This window comes from Candidatus Villigracilis vicinus (assembly GCF_016702885.1).
Classification (GTDB): Bacteria; Chloroflexota; Anaerolineae; order Anaerolineales; family Villigracilaceae; genus Villigracilis; species Villigracilis vicinus.
In genome coordinates this window covers 1-17,657 of sequence record NZ_JADJDD010000017.1, presented here as the reverse complement: position 1 = coordinate 17,657, position 17,657 = coordinate 1, and the positions used below count along the sequence as shown (strand labels likewise).

The window sequence follows — 17,657 nt, the reverse complement described above, 5'->3', positions numbered from 1 at the left end:
ATCTGCTTCTGCTTTCTCGAGCCTTTTTCTTGCCCTCACCCTAGCCCTCTCCCGTAGGAGAGGGGACTCCCTTCCCCTTGCGGGGGAAGGGTTGGGGATGAGGGAAAATCACTACGCCTTAATTCGTTCGTTCTTCGGATCCCACAAAACTGTCTGTGTTACTTCCGCGCCAACCTGCTCGCCGAAGCATTCGATCTCAAGTTTGGTTCCAGCCTTGGAATATTCCAGCGGCAAATACGCGTATGCAATGGATTTATTGACCGAGTAACCAAATCCACCTGATGCGACCCAGCCGACGATCTTACCGTCCACGCGGATCGGTTCCTTACCCATGACGATGGTGCGGTCATCGGCGAGAGTCATCGTGCAGAGTTTGGATTTGAGCCCTTCTGCCTTTTGTTTGACCAGCGCATCTTTGCCGGTGAAATCACCCTTGTCTAACTTCACAGCGAAACCAAGACCGGCTTCGTAGGGAGTGTAGTCGGGAGAAATTTCACCGCTCCAATAGCGATATGCTTTTTCGAGGCGCAGCGATTCAATCGCTTTGTATCCGCCAGCCACCATACCTTCAGGTTGACCCGCTTCCCAGAGTGTATCCCACAAGCGCAGACCATATTCCATCGGGCAGTAGAATTCCCAGCCGAGTTCGCCGACATAGGTCACGCGCGAAGCGAGGACGGGCACATCGCCAACGTTGATGCGCTTGGATGTCATATACGGGAAGCCCGCATTTGAGACATCCTCAGTGGTGACCTTCTCAAGGATGGTACGAGCCTTGGGTCCCCACATACCAATACAGGCATAGTTCGAGCCGACGTCTTCCAACGTCACACTGCCATCTTCGGGCATTTGCAGGGAGAGCCAGGACATATCGTGCTGACCAAATGCCGTTCCGGTAACAATAAAGAAGCGGTCTTCCGCAAGGCGGGTGACGGTGAAATCGCATTCAATACCGCCGCGTTTGTTGAGCGCTTGCGTGTAGACAAGATTTCCGACGGGCACATCAATTTGATTGGCGCAAACCGTGTTGAGGAATTTCAATGCGCCGGGTCCGCGTACTTCGAATTTGTTGAAGGATGTTTCATCGAAGAGACCGGCATGCTCGCGGGTCATCAAATGTTCGTGACCCGTGGCGCGGCTCCAATTGTGGCGCATCCATCCGCGTGGTTCGTGACCGTGTGTGGCAAGTTCTTCATATTTACGGAACCAGTTCGGGCGTTCCCAGCCCATTTTCTCGCCGAACGTACAGCCAAGGTCACGCAGGCGGAAGTACGTGGGGGAGATGCGCACATTACGCTTCGAGAGTCTTTCTTCGCCGGGGTAGTGGATATCGTAATACTGGGTGTAAGTTTCAAAAGTACGCGCACGCGCATATTCGAGGCTGTTGTAGTTCGGACCAAAGCGACGCACATCCAAACGCCAGACATCCCATTCGGGGCTGCCGTCTACGATCCATTCAGCCATCACCTTGCCGATACCGCCTGCACCTGCGAGTCCATGCGCACAGAAGGCGCAGGCCACCCAGAAGCCTTTGACGGAGGTGGGTCCCAGCAGGAACTCGCCATCGGGCGTGAAGCCTTCAGGTCCATTGAGCAGCAATTTCACTGGGGCACTTTCCACCGCAGGCACGCGACGGATGGAGTTTTCCATCAATGGAGTGAAGCGATCCCAATCGGGTTCGAGTAATTTAAATTTGAAATCACGCGGAATGCCGTTCATGCCAAAGGTAGCGGGCTGACGTTCATAACCGCCGGTGACAAGTCCGCCGACTTCTTCGCGATAATACACAAGCAAGTCTGGGTCACGCAGGTTGGGGAATTTATTGGTCACGCCTTTGATGGGCTCGGTCAGGATGTACAAATGCGCCATGGGGATGACCGGCAAATTGAGCCCAACCATTTTGCCGATCTCGCGTCCCCACATGCCGGAAGCATTGACCACGATCTCGGTCTTGATCGTACCTTTATCTGTCACCACTTCGCTGACGCGCCCATTGACGACATTGATCTTCTCAACATTGGTATAGAAGAAGAAACGTGCGCCGCGATTTTTCGCACCAATGGCAAGGGCGTTGGTGAGTCCGGTTGGGTCGATGGAGCCATCGTTAGGGGTGTAGGCTGCGCCGACCACGCCGGTAATGTCCATGAGCGGGAACATGTCCTGCGCTTCTTTTGGAGAGATCAAATCCATGGGCACGCCGAAGGAACGAGCGAGACCCACGAGGCGTTTGGTTTCTTCCATGCGTTCATGAGAGGAAGCGAGGCGAATGCCGCCGACTTCGCGCCATGAGGTGTCTTGACCGGTTTCGGCTTTGAGGCTGCGGTACAGGTCGGTACTGTAGTGCATCATGCGGGTCAGATTCGCATCGGAACGCATTTGCCCGACAAGACCCGCCGAATGCCAGGTGGAGCCGGAAGTTAACTCGTGGCGTTCAAGGACAACAACATCCTTCCACCCTAGTTTGGTGAGGTGGTAGGCGATACTACTTCCACCCACGCCGCCACCGATGATGACGACCTGGGCTTGTGTTGGGAATTCAGACATATATGTCTCCTGTGATAGACGTTTGACGATTGACCGTAGACAACCTGCTATCGCCTATTGTCCGTGGTTTGTCGTCTAATTTATTTCTGCCAGACAGAATCGGGTCTTGCCATTTCAGCCACGATATCGAACGTGGAAATTACGCCAAGCGGGAAGGAGTCGGGATTTTCTTTGTCGATGACTACAAGACGGTGATAATGGTTTTGAATGAGCATGTCTGCCGCTTCGCGTAGACTGGCTGAAATATCAATGGTCAGGGCAGAGTGCATCACATCACGGACGGTGAGCTTTTCGTCCACACCAGTTTTAACAAGGTGCAGCAGGTCATGTCCGCTTACCACCCCAAGTACTTTGCCGTGAAGATCAACGACCAAGACCGAACGCCAGCCAGAGGAGGTCATGGCGCGGGCTGCGGAAAGCACAGAAGTTTTTCCGCGGCATACCAGGATCGCATCCGACATTACATCACCGACCATATCGCGTTTGGATCTGATCTTTTCCGAAAGTCCGGCAACAAAATCAGAAAGCGAGATCGTCCCAACGGGCTTGCCGTTGCTCAGAACTAAAAACCGCCCAACTCTTTTTTGCATAAAAAGGTCGGCGGCTTCGGGCAGGGGAATGTTGGCGTCGATGGTATTGACCGGCTTGGTCATTAGGTCGGAGGCGGTCAGCTTTCGCATGGTGTTTAAACTTTCAGGGTCTGAAGAAAGCCATTCACCAGCCATCAGGTCGAAATCAGAAATCACACCCATGATGCGCCCATCACGGTCGGTAACGAATAATGCGTGAACTTTGTGCTGATCCAACAAGATCGCAACCTGACCCAGAGTTGCATCGGGTTTGCACATGATCACGCCGGGGTGCATTAAGTCTTTTACAAGTTTCGTCATTAAGACTCCACAAAATAAATCACCCCGCAGTTTTTTCTTTCGAACTCCATTTACTCTGCGGGATGTTTGAATTACTCTTTCAACAGATTATAATGAAAAAATCAAAAACTTGCAAATTCCTTCAGATTCTTATATAATCCGTCAGATGGGTAAACCCCTCATTCCAGCCCAACGCAGAGAGAAGATTCAGGAGTTTCTTGCTGTTCATCAGATCGCACGTACCGCCGATTTGATGGATCTGCTTGAAGCATCTGAAGCTACAGTTCGCCGCGACCTGGAATGGCTCGAACAAAAAGGGTTTCTCGAACGCACACATGGGGGTGCGATTTTGAATCAGCGTGTTATCTTTGAACAGGCATATCAACAGCGCGCGCAATATCATCCTGAAGAAAAGAAATTGATAGGTCAGTTGGCTGCATCTTTGATCGAAGATGGTGACATTGTTTTTATCAACAGCGGCACGACCGCCACACAAGTACTCAAACACATCCGGCGCGATGCCCGGATTACGGTCTTTACGAATAATGTAAATGCAGCGATCGAACTCGGCGACCCAGGCTTTCATTACTATTTGACCGGAGGCGAATTTCAAGGGCGTTCCAACTCTCTTGCCGGACGCTTCGCGCTTGATAATTTAAATCTGGTCTATGCCAACAAACTGATCCTCGGTGTGGATGGGATCTCCCTGAAGCATGGATGCACCGTACCCACCAACGATGAAGCGGAAGTGGTTCGCCGTATGATCGACCGGACCAAGGGCAAGGTTATTGTGGCGGCTGACCGCAGTAAGTGGGGAGCGGTTTCGAATTTTCATGTTGCGAACATTGACGAAGTGGATATATTTGTGACGGATGAAGGTTTTGACAAGACGGCGAAAAAAGAACTTGCCGTTCATTCGATCGAGATCCTTACCGCCCAAGAACTTAATCTTTAATAACAAGATAGCGGCGACAAAGTCGCTATGCTATTTTTAAATCAATTTGCGGAGCGAATTAATGAAGACTCAAGCAGAGATCGTTATCATCGGTGGTGGGATCTATGGCGCGCAGGTAGCCTATCATCTTGCGAAGAGCGGGCGCAAAGATGTGGTCATTATTGAGAAGGGCGAGATCGCCAGCGGCGAATCGTCGCATGCGGCGGGGTTGGTGACGCAGTTTGCGACATCGCAAGCCATGCTGCGCTTCCGCATGTATAGCGTGCAGTTGTATAAAGAACTGGGCTTGTTCGACACCGTGGGTAGTTTGCGTGTGGCTTCGAGTAAGGAACAATTACTCGAAATGGAACGAAGCGTGAGCCGCGCCAAGGCGCTTGGGCTTGATTGTGAAGTCATCTCACCGGAAGAATCCAAGAAATATATGCCGCAGATTTCTGATAAGGAATTGTACGGCGGTATTTATCTGCCCGGCGACGGTCAACTTGACCCGTACACCGCCACCACGTCGATGGCGCGCTTTGCCAAAGAACAAGGTGTGGAAATTTACACCAACACCCGCGTGACAGGAATCAAAGTGTCAGCGAAGGGTGAGGTTGAGGCGGTCGTAACAGATAAAGGCACGATCCGATGCGAGATCATTATCAATGCAGCGGGGATGTGGGCGCCGCGCATCGCCGCCATGGCAGGTCTGCATGTCCCAACGACTCCAGTAGATCATCAACACATTGCGCTGCGGGCTGTGCCGGGGCATGAGTTCAACGACCAAACGCCCTGTTTGCGTGACCCGGATAATTTGGTTTACATGCGGCAGGAAAAGGGCGGCTTGGTGATCGGCGGTTATGAGCCGAAGCCGCTTCCGCGTTGGATCGATGGAACGCCGTGGGAACATGGCAGCAAATCCTTCCCTGGCGATATGGATCAATTTGAAATGTTGCTCGAAGGTGCAATTCGCCGTCTGCCGTTTTTGGATCAGGCAGGCATTATTACATTGGTTCGTCACCCCGGTGCGTACACGCCCGATTGCCAGCCTTTGCTTGGACCGATGCCCGGCGTAAAGGGCTTCTGGATGATGGCGGGTATGTCGCTTAATGGCTACGGTGGGGCGGGCGGTATGGGCAAGTTGATCGCAGAATGGATCATTGACGGTGAAGCGCCGATGGATGTGTATGGTTATCGCGCCACCCGTTTTGGAAATTATTATTCCGATTTCAAGTATGCCGCCGAGCGCACGATGGAAAGCGTGAAGTATTACTATCGCTTGAAGTTCCCGAATGATGAACATGAAGAAGCCCGTCCGCATCGTACCAGCCCGGTGCATTATCGTTTGATGGAGAATGGTGCGGTCTTCGGCGAGAAGTTTGGTTGGGAACGTGTGAACTACTTTGACCCCGGCAAGGAATGGCGCCGCATGGGCGAAGACCAGCGCAAGTGGGGCTGGGCAAAACCACCTTACTTCGAGCGCATGCGTGTGGAACATACTGCCGCCCGCGAGCGTGTGGCTTTGTTTGACCTGACTTCTTTTGGCAAAATAGAACTAAAAGGTAAAGGCGCATTGCCTTTATTGCAAAGACTGACCTCCAGCAATATTGATAAACCGGTTGGCAGCGCGATTTACACCCAGTTCTTGAATCGTAATGGCGGTATCGAATCCGATTTAACCGTGACTCGCTTGGGAGAGGACCATTTCTGGGTCATCACGGGATCAGGTTTCATTGCCAATGACCACGCCCGCATTTTGATGAACGTGGACGAAAAAGACGGCGAAGTGTCCATTCGTGATATTACACAGGAACATGCTTGTCTCGCCTTGTGGGGACCGAAATCTCGTGATGTATTAAAGAAGATTACAGATAGCGATGTCTCGAACGAAGCGCATCCGTATTTGATGACCAAACCCATTGTTATTAATGGCGTGAAGGTGCTGGCTCAGCGCGTGAGTTATGCCGGTGAACTGGGCTGGGAGTTATATATCCCGAACAACCGCGCCACTATGGTTTGGGATATGCTCATTGAAGCGGGTAAAGAATTCGGTATGGAACTCGGAGGGTACAAGGTACTCGATCCGTTACGCCTCGAAAAAGGCTTCAAGTATTTCACTACAGATATTACTCCCAGTACATCGCCTTACGAAGCCGGTCTCGGTTTCTGTGTAGACTTGAACAAAGGCGACTTCATTGGTCGCGATGCGCTGGTGAAGCAAAAAGCCGAAGGACTGACTCGCAAGCTTTGCACGCTGGTGTTGACCGGCACAGAGGATTTCGTCCAGATATATGGTGGTGAAGCGGTTTATTATGGTGATAAACTGGTTACCCGTGTGCGTAGCGGCGGGTATGGCTTTACGGTAAAGAAGAATATTCTCTATGCCTACCTTCCCATTGATCTGGCAGTGAAAGGCAATCGCTTTACCATCGAACTCATCGAAGGAAACCTTGAAGCCGAGGTGACTGCCAATGTATTGGTTGACCCAAAAGGCGAAAAACTGAAATCCTAGACCATAGACCTTGGACGATGGACGATAAAAGTCCATCGTCTGTGGTTTATCGTCCATCGTCTACTTATGGCAAAGAAATCAACTTCCCCCGCATACATCGGTTTCGGCATGTTAACCCCGGTGTACATCATGTCTTTGGACCAACTGCCCAAGTTGAATACCGGCGCAGTGGTTCATGAGGTCAGTGACTACGTCTATGATGACGCTGCCATCATTGCCTGTAACTTGAGCCAATGGAATATCCCTTCTGCAATGATCGGTACGGCAGTGGGGGATGATATGCTGGGACACTACGTTAAAGATAAATTGCAGGCGTTTGGCGTACAAGGGGAAGTCCGTTTTACCAAGAAGTACAAAACGCCGCTGGAAGTTAACGTCTCGGATAAAAAGGGTGCGCGCACCTATTTCTGGCAGCGCTCGAAGGAGATTCTAAGCACACTGGATACGGCGGATCTTTCGCTTATTAAGGAGGCGAAGCTGTTATATGTGGACTGGTACGATGGCGATAAACAGATTCTGCGTGCCATGCGCGAAGCCCGTAAACATCGCGTGCCGGTTTTTCTGAATTTTGAGCATGGGCATCAAGACCCGGAATTGTTGAAAAAATATTCCGGACTGGTTACAGTTTGCCAGGCGGTAACCGATGCGGCACAGATCGGAAAGAAACAAGCCATGCTCGGTGTGGCTCGCAAGCTGATCAAATCTGGGATCCAGACCGCTATCATCACCATGGCGAGTCAGGGTTGTATGGTCGTGCAGGGCAATGAGATCATTCGCGCATATGCGCCCAAAGTAAAAGCTGTGGATGCCTCCGGTGCGGGGGCAACATTTTCTTCCGGTTTTATCTATGGTTACCTGAACGGCTGGAGCCTGGAAGACACGGTTCGATTTGCCATTGCGGCGGCTTCGTTAAAGGTGACGCGTTCCGGTTTGAAGATGTTTACAACGCGCGAGATCATGGGGCTGGCTCACACGGTCCGCATTGAGCGAATGCAATACCGCGGAGATCAGTTCGTCAAGATCCGTGAGATGTTCCAATTGCCGGAAGATAGCCCATTTATTGATAATGCTCTTGTAAAAGAGAGCCGTAAGCTGGCAGAGAAGTTCTTGCCAAAGAAAAAAATGGAACGAAAAAAGATCAAACGATCAATGGTTGGATAATTTATCATACACCAAGGATGTGAAACCATGTCATTCGCTGCTTTACTTACACAGGAACAGGTTGAGAGAATTCACGATGCCTCTTTGGAAATTCTGGAAGAGGTCGGTTTAAAGGTTCGCTATGAACCTGCGCGAGAGTTATTTCAAAAACACGGATGCAGTGTGGATGGTGAGCGGGTCAAGTTTCCACGCGCCGTTGTAGAGAAGTATCGGAAGATGGTCCCCCCATCTTTTACCTTTCACGGGCGTGACCCGAAATTCGATAAGACCATCCCGCAGGATAGCCCGGTGATCGTTACAGCGAGTTCAGCGCCCGATATCATCGATCCAGTGACCGGCAAGGAAAGACGCGCCGAGTCTGGTGATATTGCCCGCATCGCACACCTTATCAACGAACTGCCCGGTTACGATATCTTCTCGATTTCTACTCTGGCAGATGACGCGCCCGCGGATCAATTCACACTATCGCGCCTGTATCCATCCATCAAGTATTGTCTTAAGCCGATCCGTGTCACCACCACTGATATGAAAGACACGCGCAGTATCATGGAGTTGGCATACATGGTGGCGGGTGGAGAAGAGGCGTACAAGGCGCATCCTTTCCTTACGCATCATTACTGTCCCGTTGTTTCACCATTGACGATGGATAATCTTTCCACCGAGAATGTGATGTTCTTTGCGAAAGAAGGCTTGCCGGTTTATCCGACCATTGTGCCAAATGCCGGTTTGACGTCGCCCATGTCTATGGCGGGGTCATTGGTGCAAGGCAACGCCGAATTCCTTTCTGCCTTGTTGCTAATGCAAATGACGAAGGAAGGCACGCCAACGATCTATGCCACCCTCGGCACCGTCGCGGATATGCGCTCCGGGGCATATACGTCCGGCGCCATCGAGTGCGGTATGCTTCACATGGCATTCGCACAGATCGCCCGCTTCTACAATGTTCCCGCTGGCGGGTATGTAGGTTTGACCAATTCCAAGCTGAACGATGCACAGGCGGGATATGAAACCGGTATGTCGGGAATCGCCGGCGTGCTTGGCGGTATGGATATGTTCAACATCGGCGGGCTGATCGATGCGCTCAAGACCTTCGATTTTGCGAAAGCCGTCATTGATGACGAAATGGCGCAAATGATGAAGCGCATGAAGCACGGCATCCATTTTAGTGAGGACGATCTGGGTCTTGACCTGATCAAACAGATCGGACCCGGCGGTTCGTTCATCACAGCCAAACACACCACCAGCCGTATGAAGACCGAAGCCGTGATGACCAAGATCGCCGACCGCGATGCGCGTACCATCTGGGAAAAGAAAGGCGCGACCGACACCCAAGCGAAGGCAATGAAAAAAGCAAAAGACCTTATGAATGTGAATACCGCGCCGCTTATTTCTGCCGAATTGGACGAACAGATCCGCGCAAAATTCCCTGGTTTGGTTCCGGGGATATTGGAACCCATTTCGTAATTTGATCTTTCCCGGGGCAGCCCGCATGGGTTGAGTAAAAAAATAAGTCCGGCAGGCGGCAAACCTGCCGGATGAAAACAAAGGAAGATTGCATGTTTCGCTTTTTCAAGCGCAAAGAAGACAAATTTCAAAAATTGATCGAACAACAGGCAGCTTTATCTTTTGAAGGCTTGCGGTTGCTGGTGAAATATCTGGATACCACCGATCCCGAAGTTGCCGAGGAGTTATCCTTAAAAGAGAAGGAAGCGGATGAGGTGCGCCGCATCCTGATTGATGAACTAAATCGCACATTTGTGACTCCGTTTGACCGTGAAGATATTTTCGCCCTTTCCCGTTCGATCGATGATGTGGTCGATTATGCCGATACTACGGTCATGGAAATGGTCATCTTGAACGTTCAGGCAACCCCGTATATGCAGCGCATTGCTTCTTTACTAAAAGATGCTGCTTATGAGATCTGGCAAGGTGTCTTACGTTTGCCGAAAAACCCTAATGTCGCTCTTGATCATGCCCAGCGTGCAAAGGCACTTGAAAACCGCGTAGAGGCGGTCTATCGAGAAGCCGTGGCAGATCTGTTCAGCGGACCCGAGGATATCCACCATGTGGTGGAGATGTTGAAGATGCGTGAAGTCTACCGCCATCTTTCCAATGCAGCTGACCGTGGCGATGAAGCAGCCAATATCATTGCTGATATCGTTGTAAAGAGAACTTAACCGGATGTTAATCCCGTTTTCTCTGGCGCTGGTTATCATTCTGGCGCTGGTTTTTGAGTTCATCAATGGTATGCGCGATTCGAGTAATATCGTCGCGACGATGATCTCATCGCGTGCATTTCACCCACAGACTGCCCTGAGCATGACTGCCGTTGCTGAATTTGCCGGTCCGCTTTTATTTGGCGTCACGGTGGCAAAGACGATCGGTAGTGATATCGTTGCTTCTGAAGTGATCTCGCTTCAAGCACTGACTGTGGGGCTGCTTGCCGCCATTGTGTGGAATCTCATCACCTGGTATTTTGGCATTCCAAGCAGTTCCTCTCATGCACTTATCGGCGGTTTGATCGGCGCAGCGGTCGTTTCTTCGGGTTGGGAAGCAGTCAAGGTGACGGGTTTGATCAAGGTTCTGCTTGCCTTATTTGTCTCACCCTTGATCGGTTTTGTCGCCGGGTTCGTTCTGTTGAAGATTGTTTATCTGTTGTCGCAGAATGCCACACCGCATATTAATAATTTTTTCAAAAACAGCCAAATGTTCACTGCTGTAACGCTGGCGTTCAGTCATGGAACCAATGATGCTCAAAAGACCATTGGTATCATCACTTTGAGCTTGATCATCAGTGGCAAGTTAAGTGATTTCTCTGTTCCGTTTTGGGTGGTGCTTGTCAGTGCTGGGACGATGGCAGCAGGGACGGCGCTGGGGGGGTGGCGCTTGATCCGTACTCTTGGTGGTAAGTTTTATAAGATCCGCCCGGTGCATGGATTTGCAAGTCAATTAACTTCTGGCATTGTGATCCTGAGTGCCTCCATGATTGGGTTGCCGGTCAGCACTACGCAGGTTGTTAGTTCGGCGATCATTGGCGTGGGGGCTTCAGAGCGTTTTGGAAAAGTTCGTTGGGGAGTGGCTATCGATATTTTGACAGCCTGGGTTATTACCATTCCGATCAGTGCTTTATTCTCTGCAGGGATCTATTCAATGCTCGTGTATTTCAAAGTATCCCTGTAGTTCTTTTTGGTCATTAATTCAGAGTCAATGAATCCTCGTTTGACTTTGAATATTGATAATGCTAAAATGTTAAGGATATGTTAACAGAATTGGAGGTGCTGGGATTCAGATATTTAGAGTGCAAGTGATTTCGTTCGTTTGATTCATCCAAAACAAATAAGGAGAAAGAGATGCGTACGAAGAATTTTGCTTTTCATGTGCTTGCCCTGTTCGTGATCGCCGCGACCTTGCTGTCTGCGTGCGGTGGTGCTGCGACCGAAGCCCCTGCGACCGAAGCCGCTGCTACTGAAGCTGCTGCTACTGAAGCCCCTGCTACCGAAGCCGCTGCTGCCGATCCTATGGCTGACCTCGTTGCTGCTGCCCAAGCCGAAGGTATGCTCAGCACCATTGCTTTGCCCCACGACTGGTGCAATTATGGTGAAGCTATCGAAACCTTCAAGGCGAAGTACGGCATTGAAGTCAACGAACTTAACCCTGACGCTGGCTCTGGCGATGAAATCGAAGCCATCAAGGCGAACAAGGACAACACCGGTCCGCAGGCTCCTGATGTGATCGACGTCGGCTTTGCTTTTGGCGAATCCTCCAAGGCTGAAGGTTTGATCCAGCCGTATAAGGTCTCTACTTGGGATTCCATTCCTGATGAAGCCAAGGATGCCGAAGGTTATTGGTATGGCGATTACTATGGTGTGTTGTCCTTCCTCGTCAACACCGATGTTCAGCCTGATGTTCCCCAAGACTGGGCTGACCTGCTCGATCCCAAGTACAACGGACAGGTTGCTCTCTCTGGTGATCCCCGCACCTCCAACCAGGCCATCCAGACCGTCTACGCTGCGGCTCTTGCCAATGGCGGCTCCCTTGATGATGCCCAGGCGGGTCTCGATTTCTTTGCTGATTTGAACTCAGCTGGCAACCTTGTTCCATTAATTGCGAACAACGGTTTGGTTGCCACCGGTGAAACTGCCGTCCGCATTACTTGGGACTATAACGCTCTCGCCGCTGTGGATAGCTTCGAAGGTAATCCTGCTGCTCAGGTTGTGATCCCCGCTACCGGCCGCTTCGCTGGTGTGTACGTTCAGGCGATCAGCGCCTACGCCCCGCACCCCAATGCTGCCAAGTTGTGGATGGAATTCCTTTATTCCGACGAAGGTCAGACCATCTGGATGAAGGGCTACTGCCACCCGATTCGCGAAGCTGACATGCGCGATCGCGGCGTGATCCCCGCTGACTTGCTTGCCAAGTTGCCGGATGTTTCTGGCGCCGTGTTCCCCTCCCTTGACCAGCTCAATGCCGCCAAAGAGTTGATCGTGGCGAATTGGGATAGTGCCGTTGGTGCTGATGTACAGGCCGCCCCGTAAGAAAAGATTTTGAAGTAATAATGCGAGACCCTGCCATTTGGCGGGGTCTCGCCATAACAAGTGAAAATATTGCAGTAAGGATCTCTGAACTTTAAGTGCAAATAAGGGTAAGTATAAAATATCAAGTTTGGCAAGTTATGCATCAACAGTACGTTGAGGTTACTAAATTATGGCTCAAACTGCTCTAAACCCTAAAAGTTCTTTTCCTGCTCCTGGTTGGAAAAATTGGATTGGCGTTGCTCCGTTTTTTCTGTTCGCTATCCTGTTTCTGGTTTTACCCTCCCTTCGCCTGGTTATGGGAAGTTTTACAGATAGTGATGGGCGGTTTACGTTTGCAAATATTCTCCAGTTGTTCCAAGAGCAAGCCATTCTCGATGCTTATTGGTTAAGTATCCGTATCAGTGCAGCTACTGCGGTGGGTGGCGGAATATTTGGCTTTCTGCTGGCATATTCCGTAACAGTTGGCGGTTTGCCAAAACCCTTAAGATCTGCATTGATTACTTTTTCAGGTGTTGCATCCAACTTTGCCGGTGTTCCGCTGGCGTTTGCGTTCATTGCCACGCTTGGGCGCACAGGTTTTGTTACTGCGCTTATCAAGGAATTGTTCGGTGTAAATTTATATCAACAAACAGATTTCGATCTGTATAGTTTTTGGGGATTGAGTCTGACTTATATGTACTTTCAGTTCCCGTTGATGGTATTGATCATGGCACCTGCATTGGATGGGTTAAAGCGGGAATGGCGTGAGGCTGCAGAAAATTTAGGCGCAAGCACTTTTCAGTACTGGAGGAAGGTTGCTTTCCCGGTTTTACTTCCATCCATTCTTGGTTCCATGATCCTGTTATTTGGTAATGCGTTTGGTGCATATGCCACTGCATATGCTCTAACAGGAGGGCGTCTCGGTATCATTACTATTCAGATTGGTGCCCAGATCCGCGGAGATGTTCTTCATAATCCAGGGCTTGGTTATGCCATGGCCATGGGAATGGTAGTCGTTATGGCGATATCCTTGATGGGGTATTCCTGGCTTCAGAAACAATCGGAAAGGTGGCTGCGATGAACATACTCTCTAAGATACGTCAGATTCCATTTTGGAGTTGGTTTTGGTTTATTTTAGGCGCCTTGTATTTTCTTTTGCCATTATATGCGACCGTAAATTTTTCCCTCCGCATGGAAAGAGATGTGATTGGGTTTAAGGCGTATATACGAGCATTTGAAGATCCGGAATTTCTCGAGACTTTCTTGTATTCCAATATGCTGGCGCTTTTGACCATTGTAGCAAGCATTATTCTTATCGTTCCAACTGCTTATTGGATCCGCTTGCGTTTACCGGAAGCCCGCCGAATTGTTGAGTTTATTACACTCCTGCCGTTCGTCGTACCAGCGATTATTCTGGTATTTGGTTTGATCCGTATTTACAGTTCTCCGATAAAAATCCCATTTACAGAAATAAAGTTGTTTCAACCATTAACAACATTCGAAGTCGGCACGGATATTTTGATTATTGCAGGGTATGTTGTTTTGGGTTTGCCCTATATGTACCGCTCTGTAGATACGGGCATGCGTACTGTGGATGTGCGAACCCTGACCGAGGCAGCTCAAAGCCTTGGAGCGAGCTGGTTTACGATCATTTTGCGGGTGATTCTGCCGAATATTCGTGCGGCTTTGTTGAGTGGCGCCTTGCTTACCTTCGCGATTGTCGTTGGTGAAGTGACCCTTGCTTCTTTTCTCGGCGTCCCTGCTTTTGGACCATACCTTTTCCTGCTTGGACAGCACCGTGCTTATGAGCCTGCTGCACTTTCGTTTGCCAGTTTCCTCATGACCTGGCTTGCCATGGGGCTTATACAGATGTTTACGGGCGGTCAAGGGCAGACCGCTGGTACGCACTAAAATCTATTTGCGGAGAATTCTCAATGTCTTATTTAACCCTCTCGAAAATTACCAAGCAATTCGGCGATACTGTTGTTGTAGATGATTTCAGTTTGGAAATTGCCAAAGGCGAATTTGTTTCGTTTCTGGGTCCGTCAGGCTGCGGAAAGACTACGACCCTGCGAATGGTGGCGGGTTTTGAAATCCCCTCGTCAGGAAAGATCATATTGGATGGGGCGGATATTACGGATAAAGCGCCCAATCAGCGTAACGTCGGTATGATCTTCCAGTCCTATGCCTTGTTTCCGAATATGACCGTTGCGCAGAATATTGGCTTTGGCTTAAGTGTTCGCAAAGAGTCGAAAGAGATCATCAAACAACGTATTGATGAAATGATCGCCCTGATCAACCTCGAAAAACATGCAAACAAATACCCCTACCAACTTTCAGGCGGGCAGCAGCAACGTGTCTCCCTGGCGCGTGCGCTTGCCATTCATCCGCAAGTACTTTTGCTCGATGAACCGCTCTCTGCATTGGATGCCAAGATCCGGGTCTCTTTGCGAGCCGAAATTCGGGCTATTCAGAAGAAATTAGGCATTACCGCCATATTTGTGACTCATGACCAGGAAGAGGCACTTTCGATCTCTGACCGTATCGTAGTCATGAATGTAGGGCTGATGGAACAAGTAGGGACTCCTTTCGAAATTTATAACTTCCCGCAGACTCAGTTTGTGGCAAACTTTGTGGGGTCACTTAATACTGCCAGTGCTGAAGTGTCTGACCCTGCAAGTGGTCTCTTGACCGTTGATGGCGTTCAGTTTATTACTGCGTCTGATATCAAATCCCGCAAAAAGGGAGATGCGATCCGTGTTTCCGTCCGCCCGGAACGCTTCAGCTTTGTATCTGAACAGAAAAAGGATAATGTCCTCGACTGTACCATTGAGAATATTACCTTCCTTGGGGCGGTTGTACGCATCCAGGTGAAGATCGGAAACGCCAAGTTCAATATGGATACCTTCAACAATCCCTTCCTGGAACTGCCCAAGATCGGCTCTAAGCAGCAGGTGACCTGCTCAAAGGAAGCAGTTCTGGTTCTGGAAGAATAATCTCTCTGCATGGAAAATAGGAAGTCTTCAAGACTTCCTATTTTTTTATTGAGGTAATCATGAACAAAGTCATTCTTGTTTTATCTGATGCTTTGCGCTACGACACGGCGATCGCTAATATGGGTTATCTTGGGCACCTCGTGGAATACAAGAAAGCCAGTTTGTATAAGATCATTGGCGAGTTGCCGAGCATGTCTCGCCCAATGTATGAGAGCATCCACACCGGGACGCCTTCCAGCGAGAATGGCATTGTTGCTAATTCGATTGTGAGACTCTCCAATCAGCCGAATGTCTTTCGCAAGATACGAGAAGCAGGTAAAGTGACTGCTGCCGCGGCGTATTACTGGTATTCTGAACTATACAATCGCGCTCCCTATGATGCTATCGACGACAGGGAAGTGGACGACGCTTCACTCAACATCCAACACGGACGTTTTTACACGCAGGATGAATACCCCGACATTGAGCTTTTTAACACCGCTGCACACCTCGTCCGTAAGTATTCACCTGATTATCTTTTACTTCACCCCATGGGCATGGACTATCATGGCGAGACCTACGGCTCTGATACGAAGGAATATCGTAATCACGCCATTTACCAGGATTCAAAACTCGCGCCGCTTCTCATGGAATGGCGCGAGCATGGATACACAATTTTCGTAACGGGCGATCATGGCATAAATGCCGATGGGGGACATGGCGGCACCACGCCCGAGCAGAGAGACGTTCCCTTTTTGTGATTCAGCCGTCCTTAAGGGAAGAGGCGATACGGGTCAGGTCATCTCACTTTGCAGATCGCACCCACAGTGTTGGATCTGCTAGATGTCCCCATCCCATCCACGATGAAGCGCGAGCCTTTATTCCTCGACTAATGCCTTGACCAGTTCGCGGTTGAAATCGGGAATATCCGCCACCACCCGCCCCCAAACCTGGTTGCCCTCTCGAAATGCAGCTTCATCTGCCCAGACCCCGCCGACATTTTCAAGATCATCCTTGATGCCGGTCGAGCCGGTAACGCGTTGACCTTTTTTGATGATGCCCGCTGAGATGGCAATGGAACCGCCGTGACAGATGATGCCAATAATTTTATTAGCATCACTCATTTCTTTGACAAGTTTTTTAACCACATCATATCTGCGGACTTTATCAGGAGCCCAGCCGCCGGGCAAAATGATCGCAAAAAGTTCACTGGCTTTCAGATCTTCGATCATTGCGTCGGGCGTGATGACCAGACCATTCTTGCCGCGCACGGGTTTGAGGTCGAGTCCGGCACTCAATACTTTTGCGCCTTCTTCTTGTAAGCGCATCACGGGCACATAGTATTCAAGGTCTTCGACCCCTTCCGCAACCAATGTGACAATCGTTTTATTTTTTAATCTCATATCATCCTCTCACTTGAATAAAGCTTCAAATCGCGCACCGCTTTTGATCATGTCTTCCTGTTCTTGCTCGTTGAGCGGAGTAAAGTTCTCACACGCCTGAATGACCATCGGCAGGATGTTGATATCCCCAGCCGTGCAAACCCCAGTGACATCATAGGAAAGTACGTACTTGTACTCCCGCGTTGATCTCATCCATCTTATCGAAGGGTTCATACCAGGTGGTGGCAGTTGGGTTTATCACCCCACGGACCTTTTGTGATCGATTTAATGATCATGGTGCCAACATCTTTTGCTTTGCAGGTGGAGATCAATTCTTCAGTGAGTTCTGCGGTATTCGGGCATTGCCATTTGAAAGAAATTTATTGGGAAGAGAACAGAGTTCAAATCAAAGCGACGCAGGGCTTCGAGATAGATCTTCGGCGCATCCACCCCATGACCAGTAATGCCGATGTATTTTGTTAGCCCTTGTTCGCGGGCTGCCACCACTGCTTCGATGGCTCCGTCTTTGGCAAAGATGGCATCCAGTTCGTCCATGGTCGTGATGGCGTGGCATTGATACAAGTCAAAAGAATCGGTATGCAAACGTTCGAGCGACTCGTGCATTTCACGCCATGCGCCTTCTTTTGTACGTTCCATGGTCTTGCAACCGAGGAAAAAACGCCCGCGCTCGGTCTTCATCCACGGACCAACGCGCAACTCAGCCTGCCCATAGGATGGGGCGATGTCAATATGATTGATCCCTGCC

The 17,657-nt window shown here is 50.1% G+C and carries 16 protein-coding genes; 11 read left to right on the top strand and 5 right to left on the bottom strand.

From position 1 onward, the window contains the following. Positions 1-111 precede the first annotated feature (111 nt). Both IPG80_RS13465 and IPG80_RS13460 read right to left on the bottom strand, forming a co-directional pair. Positions 112-2,544: an FAD-dependent oxidoreductase gene (locus IPG80_RS13465; RefSeq protein ID WP_345107684.1), complete on the bottom strand. Its 2,433-nt coding sequence runs from the start codon at positions 2,542-2,544 to the stop codon at positions 112-114. 80 nt (positions 2,545-2,624) lie between these two features. Further along, on the bottom strand, positions 2,625-3,434 hold the full coding sequence (locus IPG80_RS13460; RefSeq protein WP_345107682.1) for a CBS domain-containing protein: 810 nt from the start codon (positions 3,432-3,434) through the stop codon (positions 2,625-2,627). Positions 3,435-3,579: 145 nt separating this feature from the next. Here IPG80_RS13460 and IPG80_RS13455 point away from each other — a divergent pair, with 145 nt between their 5' ends. The 11 genes from IPG80_RS13455 (at position 3,580) to IPG80_RS13405 (ending at position 16,270) form a co-directional block, all read left to right on the top strand. Further along, a complete protein-coding gene (locus IPG80_RS13455) occupies positions 3,580-4,368 on the top strand; it encodes a DeoR/GlpR family DNA-binding transcription regulator (RefSeq protein WP_345107680.1) in 789 nt (262 codons plus the stop codon). Between the two features lie 61 nt (positions 4,369-4,429). Continuing rightward, entirely contained in the window at positions 4,430-6,859 is a 2,430-nt protein-coding gene (locus tag IPG80_RS13450; protein ID WP_345107679.1) for an FAD-dependent oxidoreductase, read from the top strand. Positions 6,860-6,925: 66 nt separating this feature from the next. After that, entirely contained in the window at positions 6,926-8,020 is a 1,095-nt protein-coding gene (locus IPG80_RS13445; protein ID WP_345107677.1) for a PfkB family carbohydrate kinase, read from the top strand. A 27-nt stretch (positions 8,021-8,047) separates the two neighbouring features. After that, positions 8,048-9,484 (top strand): trimethylamine methyltransferase family protein, encoded by a 1,437-nt coding sequence (locus IPG80_RS13440; RefSeq protein WP_345107676.1) that lies wholly within the window; start codon positions 8,048-8,050, stop codon positions 9,482-9,484. Between the two features lie 92 nt (positions 9,485-9,576). Then, positions 9,577-10,197 carry a DUF47 family protein gene (locus IPG80_RS13435; RefSeq protein ID WP_345107674.1) on the top strand — a complete coding sequence of 207 codons (621 nt, stop codon included), beginning with the start codon at positions 9,577-9,579 and terminating at the stop codon, positions 10,195-10,197. A gap of 4 nt (positions 10,198-10,201) precedes the next feature. Further along, positions 10,202-11,200 carry an inorganic phosphate transporter gene (locus IPG80_RS13430; RefSeq protein ID WP_345107672.1) on the top strand — a complete coding sequence of 333 codons (999 nt, stop codon included), beginning with the start codon at positions 10,202-10,204 and terminating at the stop codon, positions 11,198-11,200. Positions 11,201-11,538: 338 nt separating this feature from the next. Beyond that, positions 11,539-12,555, top strand: coding sequence for an extracellular solute-binding protein (locus tag IPG80_RS13425; protein ID WP_345107829.1), 1,017 nt, complete (start codon positions 11,539-11,541; stop codon positions 12,553-12,555). Between the two features lie 169 nt (positions 12,556-12,724). Then, complete coding sequence (locus IPG80_RS13420; protein WP_345107670.1) at positions 12,725-13,615, top strand: ABC transporter permease subunit; 891 nt, start codon at positions 12,725-12,727, stop codon at positions 13,613-13,615. Next, the gene (locus IPG80_RS13415) at positions 13,612-14,445 is read left to right on the top strand and encodes an ABC transporter permease subunit (RefSeq protein ID WP_345107668.1); all 834 of its coding nucleotides are present in this window, start codon (positions 13,612-13,614) and stop codon (positions 14,443-14,445) included. The genes IPG80_RS13420 and IPG80_RS13415 overlap by 4 nt, the downstream gene beginning before the upstream one ends. A 23-nt stretch (positions 14,446-14,468) precedes the next feature. Next, the gene (locus tag IPG80_RS13410) at positions 14,469-15,530 is read left to right on the top strand and encodes an ABC transporter ATP-binding protein (protein WP_345107667.1); all 1,062 of its coding nucleotides are present in this window, start codon (positions 14,469-14,471) and stop codon (positions 15,528-15,530) included. A 59-nt stretch (positions 15,531-15,589) separates the two neighbouring features. Then, positions 15,590-16,270: an alkaline phosphatase family protein gene (locus IPG80_RS13405; RefSeq protein ID WP_345107665.1), complete on the top strand. Its 681-nt coding sequence runs from the start codon at positions 15,590-15,592 to the stop codon at positions 16,268-16,270. 117 nt (positions 16,271-16,387) lie between these two features. Here the strand turns inward: IPG80_RS13405 and IPG80_RS13400 are convergent, their stop codons facing one another. From IPG80_RS13400 to IPG80_RS13390, 3 genes are all read right to left on the bottom strand, one after another. Next, entirely contained in the window at positions 16,388-16,912 is a 525-nt protein-coding gene (locus IPG80_RS13400) for a type 1 glutamine amidotransferase domain-containing protein (protein WP_345107663.1), read from the bottom strand. Positions 16,913-16,921: 9 nt separating this feature from the next. Next, entirely contained in the window at positions 16,922-17,104 is a 183-nt protein-coding gene (locus IPG80_RS13395; RefSeq protein WP_345107661.1) for a hypothetical protein, read from the bottom strand. 123 nt (positions 17,105-17,227) lie between these two features. Then, positions 17,228-17,657: aldo/keto reductase (locus tag IPG80_RS13390; protein ID WP_345107659.1), on the bottom strand; the 430-nt coding region annotated here is incomplete at its 5' end.

Coding starts and splice junctions, on each gene's coding strand:
- IPG80_RS13465 (WP_345107684.1), bottom strand. CDS start 2,544: ATGTCTGAATTCCCAACACAAGCCCAGGTCGTCATCATCGGTGGCGGC.
- IPG80_RS13460 (WP_345107682.1), bottom strand. CDS start 3,434: ATGACGAAACTTGTAAAAGACTTAATGCACCCCGGCGTGATCATGTGC.
- IPG80_RS13455 (WP_345107680.1), top strand. CDS start 3,580: ATGGGTAAACCCCTCATTCCAGCCCAACGCAGAGAGAAGATTCAGGAG.
- IPG80_RS13450 (WP_345107679.1), top strand. CDS start 4,430: ATGAAGACTCAAGCAGAGATCGTTATCATCGGTGGTGGGATCTATGGC.
- IPG80_RS13445 (WP_345107677.1), top strand. CDS start 6,926: ATGGCAAAGAAATCAACTTCCCCCGCATACATCGGTTTCGGCATGTTA.
- IPG80_RS13440 (WP_345107676.1), top strand. CDS start 8,048: ATGTCATTCGCTGCTTTACTTACACAGGAACAGGTTGAGAGAATTCAC.
- IPG80_RS13435 (WP_345107674.1), top strand. CDS start 9,577: ATGTTTCGCTTTTTCAAGCGCAAAGAAGACAAATTTCAAAAATTGATC.
- IPG80_RS13430 (WP_345107672.1), top strand. CDS start 10,202: ATGTTAATCCCGTTTTCTCTGGCGCTGGTTATCATTCTGGCGCTGGTT.
- IPG80_RS13425 (WP_345107829.1), top strand. CDS start 11,539: ATGGCTGACCTCGTTGCTGCTGCCCAAGCCGAAGGTATGCTCAGCACC.
- IPG80_RS13420 (WP_345107670.1), top strand. CDS start 12,725: ATGGCTCAAACTGCTCTAAACCCTAAAAGTTCTTTTCCTGCTCCTGGT.
- IPG80_RS13415 (WP_345107668.1), top strand. CDS start 13,612: ATGAACATACTCTCTAAGATACGTCAGATTCCATTTTGGAGTTGGTTT.
- IPG80_RS13410 (WP_345107667.1), top strand. CDS start 14,469: ATGTCTTATTTAACCCTCTCGAAAATTACCAAGCAATTCGGCGATACT.
- IPG80_RS13405 (WP_345107665.1), top strand. CDS start 15,590: ATGAACAAAGTCATTCTTGTTTTATCTGATGCTTTGCGCTACGACACG.
- IPG80_RS13400 (WP_345107663.1), bottom strand. CDS start 16,912: ATGAGATTAAAAAATAAAACGATTGTCACATTGGTTGCGGAAGGGGTC.
- IPG80_RS13395 (WP_345107661.1), bottom strand. CDS start 17,104: ATGAGATCAACGCGGGAGTACAAGTACGTACTTTCCTATGATGTCACT.